Source organism: Catenuloplanes sp. NPDC051500 (genome assembly GCF_044454585.1).
Lineage (GTDB): Bacteria > Actinomycetota > Actinomycetes > Mycobacteriales > Micromonosporaceae > Catenuloplanes.
The window spans coordinates 16,031-34,594 of sequence record NZ_JBITDX010000043.1 but is presented as its reverse complement, the minus strand read 5'-3'; the positions used below and the strand labels follow the sequence as shown (position 1 = coordinate 34,594).

The window sequence follows — 18,564 nt, the reverse complement described above, 5'->3', positions numbered from 1 at the left end:
GCCCACGCAGAATCGGCGACATCGTCGCCGCCGCACTCCACCTGACCCACTTCGAATACAAACACCTACCCGAATCTTGCTGAGATCACCTCACTGATCGTCAAAGGCTCACCCGCCTCACGTCAGCCTGCTTTCACAGCCGGGCACCAGGCCCGGTATCCGGCCAGTTATACGACAGCTTCCGGCCGGAGGACCGGGCTTTCTGCTGCCGCTTTCCTGTCACCTTTCAGTCACCGGCATTCGCTTCTTGGGCGTCCTGTTCCCGCCACGGAGTTAAACTCTCCTCACGGTCGGCCTACCACAGACAATCCTGTGGACCGTAACGGGGTTTCCACGTTCCACGCGCGTGAGATACGGCCGGGTCGGGTGCCCTCTTAACCCCGGAGGCGACGGTATCCACACGACCGTCGAAGAGTCCTCGGTCGTCGTCTGCCGACTTCCAGCGGCCAGCCTCTTCGTCTACCCGGCACCACTTAACCGACCCGGGAAGTTGCCGTGACGAGGCATCAACGAAGGTTCACCATATTCACCCTTTCGGCCTTCCCCTCACCTGTGGCACCCAGTCGGAATGGGTGCCCTTGGGCTTTTCTCTGAGCTTCGCACCCGGCAATTACTCGCCACGCACGTCAGAGCGGGGACCGGTCTCGGACACTGACCGGGAGCTACGTCTCGGGCATCAAACCCGACCTCCAATCGACGTACTCACTCACTTCGTGCGACCTCGTGTCGCACCTCACATCGGCATGAGTGGGCATCCACCCGTCATCCCTGCCTCGGTGGACGACTGCAGAGAGGTGCTGACTGGCTGGACTGCGAGCGGGCAGCACGATGGGCACGGCTGCCGGAGAAGGTGTACTCCCACTCGTACCCCGGCGAAGTGCTTGAAAGGCTCAGGATCCTAAGCGTGCGGCCGGTGGTCGGACCAGGCGCGCCAGAGCGCGGCATAGCGGCCGTCCGGACGGGCCGACAGCTCGGCGTGGGTGCCGGTCTCCAGCACCCGTCCCGAGTCAAGCAGCACGATCCGGTCGGCCGCGGCGGCCTGGGTCAGCCGATGTGCGACCACGATGCCGGTGCGTCCGTCCAGCGCCCGCTCGACCGCCTCCTCGAGCAGTCTGGCCCCGGCGCTGCCGGCCTCGGCGGTCGCCTCGTCGAGGACGGCGATCGGCGGGTCGGCAAGCACGAGCCGGGCCAGCGCCAACTGCTGTGCCTGGGTGACGGTGAGCCGGTGGCCACCCTCGCCGACCACAGTGGCCAGGCCGTCCGGAAGTGCGTCGAGCCAGTCCCGGGCGCCGACCCGCAGCAGCGCGGCCCGCAGCTCGTCGTCGGTGGCGCCGGGCCGGGCCAGCCGGAGATCGTCGGCGAGCGGGCCGGCGAACACGTGCACCTCCTGGGTGACGATGACGACCCGGTGCCGTATCCCGGCCGGATCGAGGTCCGCCACGTCGACGCCGCCCAGCCGGATCACGCCGCCGGTCGGCGGGCGCACACCGGCGATCAGCCCGGCCAGGGTGGTCTTGCCGGCGCCGCTCGCCCCGACCAGTGCCACCCGCTCCGCGGCGGCCACCTCGAGGCTGACCTGGCGCAGCACGGGCCGGTCCGGACGGTATGCGTGGTCGGCCGCCTCCACGGAGACGGTGGCCGCCGTGTTCGCCGGCCCGGCCGAGTCCGGGCGTGCCGGTAGCGCGGTCACACCGACCAGGCGCACCAGGCTGGCCGCCGCGGCCTGCGCGTCGTCGACCAGGCCGAGCGCGGTGTTGACCGGTACGAACAGGCTGTGGAAGTACAACGCCGCGACGGTGGCCGTGCCGATCGTCGCCGTTCCCGCGCGGACCGACAGGAAGCCGGTGACCAGGACCGCGCTCAGCCCGACGAACTCGGCCAGGTTCAGGCGGGAGTAGAACCGGGTCAGCACCCGTACGCCGCGCATCGTCGCGTCGACGGACTCGCGTGAGCGGTCGCCGACAAGCGCCCGGTGCCGGTCCTGCAACCGCAGCGCCCGGACCGTGCGGGCCCCGCCGACGGTCTCCTGCAGCTGGTGCTGCAGCGCGCCGACCGCCACCCGCTGCGCGGCGTAGATCGGCAGGGCGCGGCCCGCGTACCACCGCACGGTCCAGATCTGGATCGGCACGGCCAGCAGCGCGGCGGCGAGGAATCGCCAGTCGAGGACCGCGAGGCCGAGCGCGGTGAGCGCGATGGCGAGCACCGAGCGGGCCAGTTCCGGGAGCGCGGTACGGACCGCGTCGGCGATCGCTGTGACGTCGTTGGTGACGCGGGAGGTCAGATCGCCGGTTCCGGCCTGCTCGATGCGGTCCTGCGGCAGCGCGAGCACCCGGTCCATGAACTGTTCCCGCAGCTCGGCGAGGATGCCCTCGCCGAGCCGGGCGACCATGGTCAGGCCCCAGCCGGCGGCGAGCGCCTGGCCCACGGCGATCAGGACGAGCGCGACGATCGGCGCGGTGATCGCGTCGGCAGGCCGCCCGCCGGCGACCAGGTCGACGATGTGACCGAGCAACCTAACGGTGACCAGTCCGATCACGGTCCCCGCGGCGAGCGTGGCCACGGCGAGGGCCGCGGACCGCCACCGGGGCCGAAGCAGCCGGCGCACCTCCGTCCACGCCTGCGCACCGGTCGCGGTGGGCAGCAGCGCACGCCCGGCGGTCGTCTCGCTCAACGTCGATACCTCAATCTCGTCGCGGCCGGTCAGGCGAGTACGGCCGACCGGTACCGGTCGTCGGTGCGGGCCAGGACGGCGTGGGTACCAGTTGCCCGTACCGTGCCGTCGACAAGGAACACCACGCGGTCGGCGACAGCCAGCAGGCCGGGGCTCGTCGTCACCAGGACTGTGGTCCGCCCGCGGCGCAGATCGCGGATCCCGGCGGCGATCCGCTGCTCGGTGACGGCGTCGACGGCAGTGGTCGGGTCGTGCAGCACGAGGACCGGCACGTCCGCGGCAAGTGCCCGCGCCAGCGCCACCCGTTGCCGCTGGCCGCCGGAGAGTGATCGGCCACGTTCGGCGACCGCGCCGTTCGTGCCGCCCGGTACGGTGCCGGCGACCTCGTCCACGGTCGATGCGGTGAGCGCGGCCTCGACCGCCCCGGCCGTCGCGCGGTCCAGGGCGACGTTGCCGATCAGGGTTCCCTCGAAGAGGTCGGCGTCGTGGTCCGCGACCAGGACGGCGGTGCGCAACGACTCGGGATCGAGCGTGTGCAGTGGGCGGTGGTCGAGCGCGACGACGCCGGCCTCCGGATCCTGGAACCTGCCGAGCAGCGCGGTGAGGGTGCCGGCCGCCACCTGGTCGGCGGTGACGACGCCGACCAGCTCACCCGGCGCGACGTCCAGGTCGAGGCCGCGCAACGGCCCGGCGTCCACGGCGGAGAGGCGCAGGTGCCCGCCGACCCGTTCGGGCAGGGTCTCGTCACCGCCCGCGGTGCGCGGCGGGGCCGCCAGCACGTCGGCGATCCGGGCCGCGGACGCGCGGGCCTGCGCGAACTCGCCGTTCGCCCACGCGACCAGGGCGAGCGGGCCGAGCAGGAACTGGGCCAGGCCCACCGCCGCGACCAACTCGCCGACAGTGATCTGGTGTGCCGCGGCGAGCCTCCCGCCGACAAGCGCCACGGCGGCGAGGAACACGCCGGTCAGTCCGAGCAGGGCGCTGTCGTGCCAGCTCCGCGCCTCGGCCGCGTGCAGGGTGGCGTCGAGCGATTCGCGGCTGATCGCGCGGTACCTGTCCGCCGCGGCCCGGTCGGCGCCGATGCCCTTGAGTACCCGGACCCCCGCCACCAGGTCGGCGGCCACTCCGGCGGCCCGCGCGGCACGGTCCTGCTGACGTTCGCTGCGGCGTTGCAGGGGTTTGCCGAGCGCGTGCGCGGCGAGCAGCAGGATCGGAGCGCCGATCAACACCACCAGGCCCAGCGGTACGGACATCCGCAGCAGGGCGACGGCGCCGATCGCGATGCCGGAGCAGGCCGCGACACCGAGCGGAAGCGCGAGATTGATCATGCCGACGCGCTCGGCGTCCCCGGTCGCGACGTTCACCAGGGCCCCCGGCAGCTGACCGTCTCCGGCGGCGCCGCGAGGATGCAGGATGCGGGCCGTCACCTCGAGTCGCAGCGCGTGCGAGGCGCGCTCGACCGCGTACTCCCCGACGCGGGTGCCGGCTGTGAAGCCGGCCGAGAGCACCGCGAAGGCCGCGCCGAGCACCGCGATCCAGACGGCCAGCTGGGTGACCGTCCCGCCGCCGACCGCCTGGTCGATGACGACTCCGATGAGGATCGGCACGAGCGCCTCGCCGCCCTGGTGCGCGACGCTCAGGATCGCGCTGGTGCCGACCCGGCGAGCCTGAGCACTGACGACCCGGCGCAGCAGCGGGGCACCCGACGACTGTCCTCGGCGCACGCCGCCTCCTCGTTCTCCGGCACCGGCACGTGCCACAGTGGAACGCGGCGCGCTCACTTCAGGAGCTCACGACCGCCGGGTTAGGGTAGCCTAAGTTGCGATCGGTGTCGTCACGTGCCCGGTCCGCAAGGGGGAGCGCTGAGCCCGCGATCCAGGATCGGCCGAAGAGGTGCGGGCTGTCACCAGGGAAGGACGCCGTCGCGGTTGGTCACCGTGCCGGTCGGGGTCCTGTCGCCGAGGGTCGCGATCCGCACTGCCGCGTCGGTGCCGTCCTGGACGCTGTGGCCGAGGCCGCCGGTGAAGTCGGTGGCCGACTGGCCGGGGTCGACGGCGTTGAACCGGATGTCGGGGATGGTCATGGCGTACTGCATGGTGAGCATGGTGACCGCCACCTTGGACGAGCCGTAGGCCGCCAGCGGGTACTGCGATTCGACAGTGGTGGGGTCGAGGACGAGTGTGAAGGAGCCGACGCCGCTTGTGACGTTCACGACCGACGGTGCCTCGGCCGCCCGCAGCAGCGGCAGGAACGCACGGATGACGCGTACGGTGCCGAACACGTTGGTCTCGTAGACAGGCCGCATGTGCGCGACGGTCATCTCCTCGGGCGAGGTGACCTCCCCGAGGATCCCGGCGTTGTTGATCAGGATGTCCAGGTGCCCGGCCTCGGCCCAGACCGTGTCGGCGGCCGCACGGACGGATGCGTCGTCGGTCACGTCGAGCTGCACGAACCGGGCGCCGATCCGGTCGGCGGCCGCCCGGCCGTGCACGGTGTTGCGGGCGCCGATCCAGACAGTCTGGCCGGCGTCGATGAGACGGCGCGCGATCTCGAGGCCGAGGCCCCGGTTGCCGCCGGTGATGAGAGTGATGGTCACAGGAGTTCGTTTCCTTTTCAGCGAACGGGCGCAGCAGCGTGATGCCGTCTTCGATGGAGCCGTCGATCGGCTCCGCGGTGCTTCGAGCCTGCGGTGCCGCACCGATCCGTAGCCAGGGACAGACCGTGCTACCCAGCCGGCTGCGGGACTCCCGCGCGACGGGGCAGACTGAGGAGGCGATGACCTCCGCACCGCTTTCTCTCGGCGAGATGCTCCGCAGCCGGCGCGAGCGTCTGACGCCTGCCGATGTCGGGCTGGAGTCCTTCGGCCGCCGCCGCACGGCCGGGCTGCGGCGGGAAGAGGTCGCGCAGCTGGCCGGCGTGAGCGTGGACTACGTGATGCGCCTGGAGCAGGGGCGTGCCCGTACCCCGTCGGGGCAGGTGGTGTCCTCGCTTGCGAGAGCCTTGCAGCTGAGCCGCACGGAGACGGCGCTGCTGTACCGGGCGGCAGGCCTGACCGCACCGCCCGCGGGACACGTGTCGCACCACATCCCGGCCGGGGTGCAGCGGATGCTCGCCCGCATGTCCGACCTGCCGCTGGCCGTGTTCGCCGCGGACTGGACCCAGCTTGCCTCGACACCCCTGTGGCAGGCGCTGTTCCAGAGCCCGGCCGGCACGGTGCAGAACCTTCTCGTCCAGGTGTTCGTCGACGACGACATCAGCGAGGTCGCGACCACCCACGGCGGCCCGGACGCGTTCGAGCGCGCACTCGTAAGTGACCTGCGGCGCGCCGCGGCGGACTACCGCGACGACCCCCGCTTCCGGGCCTTCGTCGCCGATCTGCGCGCGCGGAGTCCCCGGTTCGCCGCGCTGTGGGACGAGGCGCGGGCAGCCGCCCACCGGAGCCTTGTGAAGACCGTGCACCATCCGCTTGTGGGCGACATCGTGCTCGACTGCGATGTCGTCGTCGTTCCCGACTCCGACATCAAGGTCGTCATCTACTCGACCGCACAGCGCGGAATCGATGCGGAGAGGCTCAAGCTCCTCAGCAGCGGGTGAGCCTGCCCTTCGACGCGCTCGTGCGCCACGAATCCGGGCACGTCAGGCCACCAGGAAGGTGCCGGCCATGAAGATGACGAGGAAGACGGCGTGCAGGGCGGCGCCGATGACCAGAACTGTGCGGTCGACCGTCTGATTCGCGCCAATCCGGGCCAGGACGAAGAAGATCGCCACCGCCTCCATGGCGTAGCGGGCCGCCGACTGCATCGCGCGGCCGCCGACCTCCGTCGACATCAGCATGACGAGGGTGATGCCGGCCTGCACCACCAGGTAGATCTGGTCGCGCCGGAACCGGAACGGTCCACGCACGCAGAGGATCAGCAGAATGACGGCGAGCAGGACGGTTCCGGCGTCGAGCGCCGCGCCAAGGGTGACCGCGTCGAGGGGCTTGTGCCCGGCGATCTGCCCGGCCGCGATCAGCCACGCCCCGCCCGGCACCGTGTACCGACGACCCCACTGGTCCTGGGCGATGCTGAACTGGAGCGGATGGCCGAGCTCGATCAGGCAGTAGACGCTGTAGGCGGCCACACCCAGCGGCACCATGGCCAGCGACAGCACGTCGGGCCGGATCCGGCGCGGCCGCCAGCCGGTCTGGCGCAGGTACTCGACGGCCAGCGGCGCGATCAGCAGGAGGCCGAACAGCCGGGTGGCCGAGGACAGGGCGCCGAGCGTTCCCGCCAGCCACCAGTGCCCGCGCCGGCCGGCGTACAGGGCGCCGACCGCAAGCAGCAGGAACAGCGACTCGTTGTAGCCCAGGAACAGGAAGAAGCCCATCGGGAAGACGACCAGGTACCAGGCGGCACGCCGCGCGACCTCGGGTCCGAACTCGTGGTCGGCCAGCCGGTGCAGCATCACGAGGGCGCCGTACGCGGCGGCATGCGCCACCACCAGGGCACTTGCCACGCCATCCCCGGGCAGCACCGGATCGAGGACGTGGATCAGCAGGGGATAGAGCGGGAAGAACGCCGGAAATCCCGGCCCGAGGTGGTATCCGCTCGTGGCGATCGCGACGTAGTGGCCGGCATCCCAGCGGTTCCAGGCCAGGACGATCGACGACAGGTCCGGGGACGGGGCGTGACCCCGGTAGGCCAGCCACGCGAACGCGCCCACCACAAGGTGGACGATGACCGCGGCCGACCACACCGCGAGAGCGGCAAGCAGCGCTGCGCGCCAGGGACGGTGCACCGGCGCGGCGGTACGGGGTGGTGCGACGAGCTCCTCGGCGATCGTCGTCATGACGGCACCCGGACCGGACGGCGGGTGCCCGCCCCGGCGGAGTCAAAGGTCACGACGACCACCACCTCATACGTCACGTGCAGCTCGTCGAGCACGGTGCGTAGCCGCCCGGCGAACGACGGCAGCACGTCCTCCTCGTTGAAGACCCGATACACAGCGTCGCTCATCGCGCCCTCACCCTCGTCGACCATCGCGGAACAGATTGCCGTAACAGCCCGTAAGCTCCGCATAAAGCCGGTCCGCGAAGCGCCCCTGACGTCACCGTGGCGGCCCACGTCCCTGACGCGGAACGGCGCGGTCGACGGTGCCGGTCACCGGTGTGCCACGGACCGCGCCCGTGGTGCAGCCGGCGGTGATGCTCCAGGCCACCTCTCGCGTGACCGTGTTGCCGGCGATCAGCGTGACCGTGTTGCCGGCGGTCAGCGTGACCGGGTAGTCGTCGGTGTCGGCCGGTGTCCCGAGAACTCGGGGAGCGCGGTGATCCGGTCGCGGGCGGCGAGGACTGCGGCGAGGACTGTCTCGTCGGCGTAGATCTCGGCCTCGGGGGTGCTGGCGTTGAAGGGGGCGCGATGCCGTGAGGTCGCGAATTCATCGAGCCGGCCGAGTATCGGACGTGCGTGCGGCCCCATCATCGCGAAGACCCGCACGACCTCGGGCGCGTACAGGTCGTCGGTCAGGTACATCGGCAGTGCGTCCAGGAGTTCGGCCGCGGCCGCGGGACCTTCGTGGAGCCAGAGCGCGGCCGCCGAGTAGACCTGACGGGAGCCGGGGGCGCGGAACAGGCTGCGTACCTGCCGGTGCTGGCGGTCGTCGAGCCCGCCGTGCTCGGCGAGCCAGGTCAGCAGCATCGCGGCGGAGCGGCCGCCGCGAAGTTCGTCCGGGAGCCGGGCGAGATACCGTTCCGCGATCGTGCGGTCCACTGTGGTCCGGAGCAGCGCGAACATCACGACCTGCGACGGATATCGGCGGAGCGTCGGGATCGCGGCTGCGGCGGCCGGGCCGATCTGCCCCAGGACGTGGAAGGCCAGGTCTGGGGTGTCGTTCTCGGCGCCCTCGATGGTGGCGAGAAGTTCCGGCACCGCGGCGGCCGCGGCCGGGCCGAACGCGGCAAGCACCCGCATCGGCAGCTCCGGCGGAGACGAGGACGGATGTGCGGCAAGGATCCGCCGGGCCGCGGACACGGGTTCCTCCGCGTCGGCGCCGGACCGGGCGACCGCGCGGAAAGCCTGGAGCAGACGCGGTTCGTCACTGCCGGACAGCATCAGCCGTACCAGATGCGGCACCGCCCGGTGATCGCCGGCCTTGCCAAGCGCGATGGCGGCCGGCGGCCCCAATTCCTCAAGCATCGTCGCGAGGTCGTCCGCGGCAAGCCGGCACGCGGACTGCGACATGGCAAGCGCCTGCAACGCCGCCGACCTGATGCCGGCCCGCCCGTCCCGCAGCAGGCCGGTAAGCATCGGTGTCAGTCTGGCCGGTGCGGCGCGCCAGGTGCGCATCGCCTCGACCGCCATCCACACACCGTCACGCCTCGTGGAAGGACTCGCGACCAGTCGTTCCGCCCAGGAGTAGCAGTCCTCCTCCCGGTCGAGGCGGGTCAGCGCCCACGCCCAGTGCCGGCCCGGGGTCGCTGAGGTCAGCGCGCCGGCGGAGGACTCCAGGTCGGCGCGGATCCGGCGGATGGCGTGCTCCCGCACGTCGGTGTCCGCGGCCAGGGCGTCTCCGGACTCGAGGGCTGCTTCCAGCCAGTCCAGGAATGCCTGCTCCGGGCCGTTCACACGGTGTGGCGCGCGGCGCCCTTCCCGTTGATCATGGGGTGATCCTGCTCCGCCGAGACCTCTGCCGCAACACGATTTCGGGGTGGTGCTCAACATACATCAACTTCAACTCGTAATGGTGTGGGCACCCAAGGTCACGGGTATGGTCGGGACCATGTCCGAATTGCACGCGATCGAGGAGGCCGCGGCGCACGTCAGCGGCATCTGCTTCAAGACCGGGCCACCCGAACGGGTCGGTGTCGAGCTCGAATGGACGGTGCACCACGCCGCGTCCCCCGGCGCACCGCTCACCATCGATGATTTACGGGACGCCCTCGGGCCGTACGCGCCGGAGACGTTAGGCAACCCCGATCCCGTGCCGCTGCCGGGTGGGGGCGCGGTCACCGTCGAGCCGGGCGGGCAGGTGGAGCTCTCCTCCGCACCGGCGCGCGATCTCGAATCCCTCTACCAGCAGGTCAGTGCCGGTCGCGCGCTCATCGACGAGCGCCTCGCCCGCGCCGGGCTCGTGCTCGGCGGCAACGGCCTCGATCCCCACCGCCCACCGCGCCGGCTTGTGCACACGCCCCGCTACGGCGCCATGCAGCGCCTCTTCGACAGGCGCGGCGAACACGGGCGGATCATGATGTGCAGTACCGCCGGCCTGCAGGTCTGCCTGGATGCGGGGCGTCCGGAGGAGCTGGCCCGGCGGTGGGCGGCGGTGCACGAGTTCGGCCCGCCGCTGCTCGCCGCGTTCGCCACGTCGCGGTTCCGGGCCGGCCGGGACACCGGCTGGGCGTCCGGCCGGATGGGGGCGTGGCTCAACATGGAGCCCGGCCTCACCCGCCCGGTGCCGGTGACCAGGAAACCCGCCGAAACCTGGGCGCAGTACGTGCTTGCCGCCCCACTGCTCTGCCTGCGCAGCGACGACGGCGACTGGGACGCGCCACCGGATCTGACCTTCGCCGGGTGGATCCGCAGCGGCCTGCCCCGGCCACCCACCCTGGACGACCTCGACTACCACCTCGGCGCGCTCTTCCCACCGGTCCGCCCGCGCGGGTACCTCGAGGTCCGCTACCTGGACGCACAGCCCGGCGACGAGTGGATCGCGCCGGCCGCGGTCCTGACCGCGCTGCTCGATGACGCCGTCATCGACGAGGCCCGCGATCTGGCCGCGCCCGCCCGCGACCGCTGGGTGGAGGCGGCCCGCGAAGGGCTTGCCTGCCCCGCGATCGGCACGGCCGCGACCGGGCTGCTGGACCTGGCCTGCCGCAACCTCGACCGCACCGGCCTGCCCGCGCACCTGCGCGACCGGGTGGCCGACATCGCCGGGCGCCGGCTGGCCGCCCACTCCGAGAGGGAGACCCACGCATGACAGACCTTCGCTTGACGGTCGCCGCGGAGCTGGAGCGCACCCGCGCCCGTACCGAGGCGCTTACCGAGGCGGTCGACGACTCCGATCTGATCCGCCAGCATTCGCCGCTGATGTCGCCGCTGGTCTGGGATCTGGCGCACGTCGGCAACCAGGAGGAGTTGTGGCTGGTCCGGGACGTGGGCGGCCGTGACCCGGTGCGCCGGGACATCGACGAGCTCTACGACGCGTTCAAGCACCCGCGCCGGGACCGCCCGGCGTTGCCGCTGCTCAACCCGGCCGAGGCGCGTGCCTACGTCCGCCAGGTCAGGAACAAGGCCATGGACATCCTCGACACGGTACGGATGGAGGGGCGCCCGCTGCTTGCGGACGGCTTCGCGTTCGGCATGATCGTCCAGCACGAGCAGCAGCACGACGAGACCATGCTCGCCACCCACCAGCTGCGGACCGGCGCGCCAGTGCTCTCCGCGGCGCCACCGCCGGTGCCGGCGCACCCGGTCGACGGCGAGGTGCTGATACCCGCGGGCCCGTTCACCATGGGTACCGATGTGGAGCCGTGGGCGCTTGATAACGAGCGGCCCGCGCACGTGGTCGACGTGCCCGCCTACGTCATCGACCGCACCCCGGTCACCAACGCCCGCTACGCGGAATTCATTCAAGCCGGTGGGTACGAGGATCCGCGCCTGTGGGGCGAGGACGGCTGGGCGCACCGGGTCTCGGCCGGCCTGACCGGGCCCGCGCACTGGAACCGGGACGGCGTCACGTACACCAGGTTCGGCCGCGTCGAGCGGATCGTGCCGGACGAGCCGGTCGTGCACGTCGACTTCTACGAGGCGCGTGCGTACGCCCGCTGGGCCGGGAAACGGCTGCCGACCGAGCGCGAGTGGGAGAAGGCGGCCCGCTTCGACCCGGCGACCGGCCGTTCCCGCCGCTTCCCGTGGGGCGACGACCCGCCTGAGGCCCGGCACGCGAACCTGGGCCAGCGGCACCTGAGCCCGGCCCCGGCCGGCGCCTACCCCGAGGGGGCGTCGCCGCTCGGCGTGCACCAGCTGATCGGCGACGTGTGGGAGTGGACTGACACGGACTTCCACGGTTATCCCGGGTTCCGCCCGTTCCCGTACCGCGAGTATTCGGAGGTGTTCTTCGGGCCGGACTACAAGGTGCTGCGCGGCGGGTCGTTCGGCACGGACGCGGCCGCCTGCCGGGGCACGTTCCGCAACTGGGACTACCCGATCCGGCGGCAGATCTTCAGCGGCTTCCGGTGCGCGCGTGACGCCCGGCCGGAGGAGGTGGGCTGATGTGCCGCCATCTGGCGTACCTCGGCCCGCCCGTACCCCTGGGGGATCTGCTCTTCGATCTGCCGCACGCGTTGTCCCATCAGGCCTGGGCACCAGGCGACATGCGGGGCGGCGGCACGATCAATGTGGACGGCTTCGGGGTCGGCTGGTTCCCTGAGCCCGGTGGTGAGCCGGTGCGCTATCGCCGGGCCACGCCGATCTGGTCCGATCCGTCGCTCGTGGCGCTGGCCGGTGCCACAAGCACGGGCGCGGTGCTTGCGGCGGTCCGGTCCGCGACGGCCGGCATGCCGGTGTCCGAGTCCGCGGCCGCGCCGTTCGTGGAGGGCCGGTGGCTGTTCAGCCACAACGGGAAGGTGACCGGCTGGCCTGACTCGGTGGTCAAGCTCGCGGAGCGGCTGCCGGTGCGGGACCTGCTGACGCTTGACGCGCCGACCGACGCCGCGCTGCTCTGGGCCCTGGTCCGGGACCGGTTGCGCGCGGGCGCGGACCCCGGGGCGGTGCTGCGCGACACCGTGCTGTCGGTACGCGCGGCCGCCCCTGAGTCCCGGCTCAATCTGCTGATCACGGACGGCGACCTGATCGCCGCGACGACCGCCGGTCACGGGCTTTTCGCGCGCCACGACGGGCGTTCCGTGACAGTCAGCTCCGAACCCCTCGACGACGACCGCGCCTGGGCCGAGGTGCCGCAGGACCACCTGCTCGTCGCCACCCGATCGACGCTTGACATCATGCCGCTGGACACCATGCCGCTGGAGGCACCGTGAACGACCTGGAGATTCATCTCGACGAGCGGGACCTGGAGGCGGGGCTGCGTGCCGACGTCCTCGCCGGGCTGACGGCCGGCGACAAGTGGCTGCCGCCGAAGTGGTTCTACGACGCCCGGGGCAGCGAGCTGTTCGATGCGATAACCCTGCTGCCCGAGTACTACCCGACCCGGGCAGAGCGGGCGATCCTTGCCGCGCGGGCCGGCGACATCGCCCGGATCACCGAGGCGAAGACGCTCGTCGAACTCGGCTCCGGTTCGTCAGAGAAGACCCGGCTGCTGCTCGACGCGCTGCTCGCGCAGGGCACGCTCGGCGCGTTCGTGCCGCTTGACGTGTCCGCGTCCGCGCTTGCCGACGCCGTGACCCGGCTGGACGCGGCCTACCCGTCGCTGTCCGTGCGCGGCATCGTCGGCGACTACACCCGCCACCTGCGGCACCTGCCGGACGGCGGCGGGCGGCTGGTCGCGTTCCTCGGCGGCACGATCGGCAACCTGCTGCCCGCCGAGCGCGCCACGTTCCTGCGCGACGTGCGCGGCGTGCTCGACGACGGCGAATGGCTGCTGCTCGGCGCGGACCTGGTCAAGGACCCGGCGGTGCTGATTCCCGCGTACGACGACGCGGCCGGCGTCACCGCGGACTTCAACCGCAACGTGCTCCGGGTGATCAACCGTCACCTGGACGCGTCGTTCGACCCGGACCTGTTCCAGCACGTCGCGGTCTGGGACGACGAGAACGAGTGGATCGAGATGCGCCTGCGGGCGAGCGAGGCGATGCGGGTGCCGGTCCGCGCGCTGGGCCTGGAGGTGGACTTCGCGCGCGGCGAGACGCTGCGCACCGAGGTGTCCGCGAAGTTCCGGCCGGAGCGCCTGGAGTCCGAACTGGCGGAGGCGGGCTTCCGGGTACGCCACCGCTGGACGGACGACGGCGGGCTGTTCACCGTCGCGCTGGCGCAGGCCGGGTAGGTCTCGACCGGGATGCGGCCGGAGCGGAATGTTCTTCTCCGCCCCGGCCGTGTCACGTCACGAGCGCATGCCCTCGGTCGCCACCGCCACGGGTGTGATCCGGTCCCCGGCGGGACCGCGGCCCGCGGGAGCATGCGGGCCGCACCACCCCCAGAGTGGGAAAATCGTCCTTGATCGTGGTTTTCAGCGCAGTGCGGGCTGAAGGCGCCGGGCCTCCTCGCCGCTGATCTTCGTTTCGTTGTGGCAGAAGGCGTTCTGGCAGCGCAGGACGTGCTTGCTGCGAACCGGGATCAGCGGGATGAAGAACAGGCTGAACTTGGTGACCTCACGGACCAGGAGCAGGCTGCCGAACTGGCCGCAGACGCGGCACGCCTCCTGCACCCAGCCGAGCGCTGTCGCCTTGGTCCGGAAACCGAAGATGAGAAACACTGTCGCGCTCCAGGAGGTCGTCGGGTGGTGCAGCACAGGTGAGCCGTCCGGCCCGGTCGAGGCCGGGCCGGACGGAGAACGATTGTTGCTAGTTCGGGCCGGTCGGGCCGGTGAAGTCGGACCGCATCGCCCGCCCGGCCGCGCTCGTCGGATCCGGGTCGCCCTCGCCGGTCGCGGGCCGCTCGATGCCCGCGTCGTTGCCGGTCGGATCGTCGGTCTGGCCGTCCGCCGGGGAGGTGGCCACCGCGGCCGCCAGCTCGGACAGCGGGAGACGCTCCTCGTCCCGCCAGACGCCTTCAGGGTTTTCGGTCATACGTGCGGCGTACCCGCGCCGGTGATACGCAAACGGCCGCGTGTGGATCGCGCTGAGCTGGGTAGACGAGGAACATGTCCGACAACACCTACCCGCAGCCGGTCTCCGACCCCGAGGCCGAGGGCCTGCCCGGCGTCGCCGACGACGACTCGACCGCCCGCGACGACGTGAACACGGGCCGGCAGGCCGACGGCCCCGACCCGGCCGCGCTCCCGCTCGACCGCGACGACATGCCGCTTGCCGTCGACCACTTCGGCACCACGCCCGAGGAGGCCCGCGAGGGCGAGTCCCTGGACCTCAAGGTCGCCCGCGAGGTCCCCGACCCGGCCCTCGACGCGGCCACCACCAGGGCAGACGTGCGCCCCGCCGCGGACACCCCCGAGTCCTTCGACCCGGACGCGATCGCCGAGGAGATCGACGCGGTCGACAACGACACCCCGCTCGACGACGGCGGCCCGGTCGACCCGAATCTCGACTCCCAGGTCTCGATGTACGACACAGGCGTCGGCGACGGCCCGGTCGGCCGCCTCGTGGCGCCCGACGAAGGGCTCGAAGAGGACCGCGAGGGTACGGCCATCGCCTACGACGCGGGCGCGGCCGGCGGCGGCGCGAGCGCGGAAGAGCTGGCCATCCACCCGATCTGACCCCTTCCCGGACGGTACGGGCGCAACGCCGTACCGTCCGGGCTCAGGTATGTCGGCTCGGGGTCCGTGCTGCAGGTGGACGGCCTCAGAGCGCGCAGGCCAGCGGAACCTCTTCGCCACCAGAGACTCGGGGGCCGGTGGCCGGCCCGCCGGACGTCGCAGCGGCGGCGCGGATCGGGGAGGAGGCCTCGGAGATGCGGCCGCCGGAGCGGGCGTGGGCACTCGCGACGACCTCGGCGAGGATCGACAGCGCGGTCTCCGCCACGGAGGAGCCCCCGAGGTCGAGGCCCGCCGGACCGGAGAGACGCTCCAGGCCGGGCGTGCCGGCGAGACGCTCGAGGCGGCGCTCGTGGGTGGGGCGGCTGCCGAGGACGCCGACGTAACCGGCCGGCCCGGGGAGTGCGACCCGAAGCGCGCGGTCGTCGATGCGGGGATCGTGGGCGATGGCGAGCACCGCGTCGCCGGGCGAGGGCGGGTGTGCGGCCAGCCACGCGTCCGGCCAGGATCGGGACACAAGCGTCGCGCCGGGGAACATGTCCGCCTGCGTGTGGCTCGGGCGTGGGTCGACGATCTCGACCCGGCGGCCGACGGTGCGGCCGAGCGCGGCCAGCGCGGTCGCCAGATCCGTGGCGCCCACGACGATCAGGCGCGGCCCCGGCCGTAACTCCTCCGCGAACACCGCACCCTCCGGCGAGCGGCCCGCCGCCTCACTCAGCGTCCCCGCCGTCCGCCACCCCCACGGCGCGGCCAACTCCACCCCCACCGCGATCACCTGATCCGCCTTCAGGGCCGCATCGATCGCGGAGAAGACCGGTTCCGGTGGCGCCGGGGTGAGCAGCACGTGCAGCACGCCTCCGCAGGCGGGCGCGTCCTCCCACGGCATCAGATGATCACCCGGGCTGACCGAGATCAACCGTGATCCGCCGCTGTCAAGCAGACTCAGGGCCTCGTCACGCACGATGCCCTCGACGCAGCCGCCGGAGAGCGATCCGCGCCACGTCCCGTCCGCCGCCACCGCCATTGTCGCGCCGAGCGGCCGCGAGCCCGGGCCGTCGCGGTCGACGAGCCGGGCCAGGATCACCGGCACACCTGCGGCGCGGTTCCTGGCGACGAACGGCCACACCTCGGTCAGCACAGGGCACAGCCTCCTCGAACAGCCGGTTCTCCGCGTGTCTACCGGCAAGCGTGCCAGATACCCAGGGCTGACGGGCTCAACCCGGTGGCAGGATGGCGGCATGGATCTCGATACGGGGGCCGGGTTGCTACACCGGCTGACGTCCTACCATCCGGACCGCGAGTGGGACGTCCCGGCGGACGACCCGCGCATCCGTCATGACCTCACGCCCAACGATCCGGCGACGCTGCCGCAGCAGGTCAAGTCGTACCCGCCGGAGCTGCCGGTGACGGAGCTGCCGCGCGACCTGCCGGTCCCTTCGACGTCCGCAACCGACGTCCTGGCGGGGAGAACACCCGGCCGGGACGCGCTCACCGCCGGGACCCTGGGCCGCATCCTGTTCCTCGGCGCGGGCGTGGTCCGCACAAGCGAGCGTAACGGCAGGCCCTGGCTGTTCCGGGCGGCAGGTTCGGCCGGGGCCCGGTTCCCGCTCGAGGTCTACGCGGTCACCAACGGCGTCGACGGCGTGCCGGACGGCGTCCACTGGTACGACCCGGTCCGGCACGCGCTCGTCCAGGTCGGCCCGGCGACGGCCGGCAGCACCACGCTGGTGATCACCGGCATCCCGTGGCGCACCGGCTGGCGCTATGCCGAGCGCGGCTTCCGCCACCTCTACTGGGACGCGGGCACGCTGTTGTCCCAGCTGGAGGCCGCGGCCGCCGCGCACTCGCCGCGGCTGTTCACCACCTTTCCCGATCAGCGGGTACGGCATCTGGTCGGCGCGGACGGCACGCACGAGTTCCCGATCGCGCTGCTCACTGTGGACGGTGACAGCCCGGTGCTCGACGCGGCCGGCCCGGCGGTGCGGGGTGAGCTGCCTCCCGTGGAGTTCCCGCTCGTCACCGCGGCCCAGCGCGCCGGCGACACGGACGCGCTCGGCGCCCCGTGGCCGGTCGGGGAGGCCGTCGACGCCCCGTCCACAACGGACACGCTCGACGATGTCGTTCGCCGCCGTGGCTCGCAACGCCGGATGGACCGCTCCCGGACCGTACCCACGCAGGCTCTTGACTGGCCGCTCGCGGCGGCACTGCGGGGGATCGACGTGCCGCACTGGGTGGTCGTGCACGGCGTCGACGGGGTCGCGCCGGGTGTCTACCGCTGGCCGGACCTGCATACGCCCGTCCAGGCCGGGGAACTGCGCGACGAGCTGACCCGGATCTGCCTGGACCAGGCGCTCGGCGGGGATGCGGCCTATGTGGTCATCGCCGCAATCGACGGTTCCACACTGGACGATCGTGGTTACCGGGAGGCGCAGCTGGCCGCCGGGATCGTGGAGGGCCGGCTGCATCTGGCCGCGTACGCGGTGGGCGCGACCGCGACCGGCATGACGTTCCTCGACTCGGAGGTGCCCGCGCTGCTGCACGAGGGCGACGATCTCGTGACGCTGCTGTTCACCTGTGTGGGCGTCGCGGAGTACGCATCGAAGCCCGGCGGTGGGCCCGGTGCACCGGTGGCGATTCGTGGCATTACGCCTCGGATGGGGAGTGCGTCCTGACAGGATCGCCGTGGGTGACTAGGTTGTGGCTTGACTTTCATCTACCGGTTTGACGGGAGGCCACCGCTCCATGCGTCTGGTCCACATTCTCGACTGCGTTGATCCGCAGCCACTCGCCGAGTTCTGGTCCCAGGCGCTGGGCTTCCGGGTCGGCTCGTGGGAGCCCCCCTACCAGCGCATCGTCGACCCGTCAGGTCGATGGCCCGACCTGATCTTCCAGGCGGTGCCGGAGGCCAAACGCGGCAAGAACCGCATGCATCTCGACATACAGCTCACCGACATGCGTGGAGAGCTGCAGCGGCTGCTTGAGCTGGGCGCGCAGCTGGTGGAGGCGCCGCACGACGACGGCGGCTACGAGATCGCGACGCTCGCCGACCCGCAGGGCAACGAGTTCTGTCTCGTGGTGCCGCCGCCGGGCAGCTACGACCACGACCACCTGCTCGCGGTCGAGGCGTCGTACGCCTGACCGCGAGACCGGGCGCTTTCAGACGATGAGGGCGTCCGGCTCCGGGTCGGGGGACACGTAGGACAGTTCCAGCGCGAACGTGCCGTCCTGCTCCACGGTGAGCGTGTAGGCATTCCACGGCTCCGCGCCCGCCACCGCGGTGTCGTCCCACAGCTTGATCACGGTCAGGTCGAAGTCCGGCTCTGGAGCGGCCACCGCCGTGATCGTGCCATCCGAATCGATAACCGAAAGTGATGAGGTGGAGTGACCGAGGTCGGTCTCACCGGCCGCGACGATCCGAGCCTTGTCGTCCGGGAGTGCCGAGAGAAGCAGCTCAACCATGGACTTCACAATCTCGTCGTGCTCTGGACCGCGCATCAGTGACTCCTGTTGATCGTTGCTTCGCTGCCGCGCAC

Annotated in this window: 18 protein-coding genes; 8 read left to right on the top strand and 10 right to left on the bottom strand. The window is 71.8% G+C overall.

Annotation, left to right across the window (positions count from 1 at the left end; all coding sequences use genetic code 11):
- Positions 1–898: 898 nt before the first annotated feature.
- From ACIA8K_RS40255 to ACIA8K_RS40245, 3 genes are all read right to left on the bottom strand, one after another.
- Positions 899–2,671: an ABC transporter ATP-binding protein gene (locus tag ACIA8K_RS40255; protein WP_396068776.1), complete on the bottom strand. Its 1,773-nt coding sequence runs from the start codon at positions 2,669–2,671 to the stop codon at positions 899–901.
- Positions 2,672–2,700: 29 nt separating this feature from the next.
- Positions 2,701–4,395 carry an ABC transporter ATP-binding protein gene (locus ACIA8K_RS40250; protein WP_396068775.1) on the bottom strand — a complete coding sequence of 565 codons (1,695 nt, stop codon included), beginning with the start codon at positions 4,393–4,395 and terminating at the stop codon, positions 2,701–2,703.
- A 179-nt stretch (positions 4,396–4,574) separates the two neighbouring features.
- Positions 4,575–5,267 (bottom strand): SDR family NAD(P)-dependent oxidoreductase, encoded by a 693-nt coding sequence (locus tag ACIA8K_RS40245; protein ID WP_396068774.1) that lies wholly within the window; start codon positions 5,265–5,267, stop codon positions 4,575–4,577.
- Positions 5,268–5,446: 179 nt separating this feature from the next.
- Between ACIA8K_RS40245 and ACIA8K_RS40240 the strand changes: the two genes are divergently transcribed.
- The gene (locus ACIA8K_RS40240; RefSeq protein WP_396068773.1) at positions 5,447–6,265 is read left to right on the top strand and encodes a helix-turn-helix transcriptional regulator; all 819 of its coding nucleotides are present in this window, start codon (positions 5,447–5,449) and stop codon (positions 6,263–6,265) included.
- Positions 6,266–6,307: 42 nt separating this feature from the next.
- On the opposite strand, the gene ACIA8K_RS40235 is transcribed toward ACIA8K_RS40240, so the two are convergent.
- From ACIA8K_RS40235 to ACIA8K_RS40225, 3 genes are all read right to left on the bottom strand, one after another.
- Entirely contained in the window at positions 6,308–7,501 is a 1,194-nt protein-coding gene (locus tag ACIA8K_RS40235; protein WP_396068772.1) for a mannosyltransferase family protein, read from the bottom strand.
- A complete protein-coding gene (locus ACIA8K_RS40230) occupies positions 7,498–7,668 on the bottom strand; it encodes a hypothetical protein (RefSeq protein ID WP_396068771.1) in 171 nt (56 codons plus the stop codon). The genes ACIA8K_RS40235 and ACIA8K_RS40230 overlap by 4 nt, the downstream gene beginning before the upstream one ends.
- A gap of 252 nt (positions 7,669–7,920) precedes the next feature.
- Positions 7,921–9,276 (bottom strand): hypothetical protein, encoded by a 1,356-nt coding sequence (locus ACIA8K_RS40225; protein ID WP_396068770.1) that lies wholly within the window; start codon positions 9,274–9,276, stop codon positions 7,921–7,923.
- 154 nt (positions 9,277–9,430) lie between these two features.
- Between ACIA8K_RS40225 and egtA the strand changes: the two genes are divergently transcribed.
- Genes egtA through egtD form a run of 4 tightly spaced genes read left to right on the top strand, consistent with a single transcriptional unit; the run spans position 9,431 to position 13,648 of the window.
- Positions 9,431–10,627, top strand: a complete 1,197-nt coding sequence (gene egtA / locus ACIA8K_RS40220; protein WP_396068769.1) for an ergothioneine biosynthesis glutamate--cysteine ligase EgtA — start codon at positions 9,431–9,433, stop codon at positions 10,625–10,627.
- Entirely contained in the window at positions 10,624–11,922 is a 1,299-nt protein-coding gene (egtB, locus tag ACIA8K_RS40215; protein WP_396068768.1) for an ergothioneine biosynthesis protein EgtB, read from the top strand. Before egtA ends, egtB begins: the two co-directional genes overlap by 4 nt.
- On the top strand, positions 11,922–12,686 hold the full coding sequence (gene egtC / locus ACIA8K_RS40210) for an ergothioneine biosynthesis protein EgtC (RefSeq protein ID WP_396068767.1): 765 nt from the start codon (positions 11,922–11,924) through the stop codon (positions 12,684–12,686). Before egtB ends, egtC begins: the two co-directional genes overlap by 1 nt.
- On the top strand, positions 12,683–13,648 hold the full coding sequence (gene egtD / locus ACIA8K_RS40205) for an L-histidine N(alpha)-methyltransferase (RefSeq protein WP_396068766.1): 966 nt from the start codon (positions 12,683–12,685) through the stop codon (positions 13,646–13,648). Before egtC ends, egtD begins: the two co-directional genes overlap by 4 nt.
- Before the next feature lie 183 nt (positions 13,649–13,831).
- Here egtD and ACIA8K_RS40200 read toward each other — a convergent pair whose 3' ends face one another.
- Entirely contained in the window at positions 13,832–14,077 is a 246-nt protein-coding gene (locus ACIA8K_RS40200; protein ID WP_396068765.1) for a zinc-ribbon domain-containing protein, read from the bottom strand.
- A gap of 88 nt (positions 14,078–14,165) precedes the next feature.
- Entirely contained in the window at positions 14,166–14,390 is a 225-nt protein-coding gene (locus ACIA8K_RS40195; RefSeq protein WP_396068764.1) for a hypothetical protein, read from the bottom strand.
- Positions 14,391–14,464: 74 nt separating this feature from the next.
- On the opposite strand from ACIA8K_RS40195, the gene ACIA8K_RS40190 reads away from it, so the two are divergent.
- Positions 14,465–15,034: a DUF5709 domain-containing protein gene (locus ACIA8K_RS40190; RefSeq protein WP_396068763.1), complete on the top strand. Its 570-nt coding sequence runs from the start codon at positions 14,465–14,467 to the stop codon at positions 15,032–15,034.
- An 85-nt stretch (positions 15,035–15,119) separates the two neighbouring features.
- Here ACIA8K_RS40190 and ACIA8K_RS40185 read toward each other — a convergent pair whose 3' ends face one another.
- Positions 15,120–16,169 carry an XdhC family protein gene (locus ACIA8K_RS40185; protein ID WP_396068762.1) on the bottom strand — a complete coding sequence of 350 codons (1,050 nt, stop codon included), beginning with the start codon at positions 16,167–16,169 and terminating at the stop codon, positions 15,120–15,122.
- A 100-nt stretch (positions 16,170–16,269) separates the two neighbouring features.
- On the opposite strand from ACIA8K_RS40185, the gene ACIA8K_RS40180 reads away from it, so the two are divergent.
- Both ACIA8K_RS40180 and ACIA8K_RS40175 read left to right on the top strand, forming a co-directional pair.
- Positions 16,270–17,703 (top strand): hypothetical protein, encoded by a 1,434-nt coding sequence (locus ACIA8K_RS40180; RefSeq protein WP_396068761.1) that lies wholly within the window; start codon positions 16,270–16,272, stop codon positions 17,701–17,703.
- A 70-nt stretch (positions 17,704–17,773) separates the two neighbouring features.
- Positions 17,774–18,169, top strand: a complete 396-nt coding sequence (locus ACIA8K_RS40175; RefSeq protein ID WP_396068760.1) for a VOC family protein — start codon at positions 17,774–17,776, stop codon at positions 18,167–18,169.
- An 18-nt stretch (positions 18,170–18,187) separates the two neighbouring features.
- Here the strand turns inward: ACIA8K_RS40175 and ACIA8K_RS40170 are convergent, their stop codons facing one another.
- Positions 18,188–18,364, bottom strand: a complete 177-nt coding sequence (locus ACIA8K_RS40170) for a hypothetical protein (RefSeq protein ID WP_396068759.1) — start codon at positions 18,362–18,364, stop codon at positions 18,188–18,190.
- Positions 18,365–18,564: the final 200 nt, after the last annotated feature.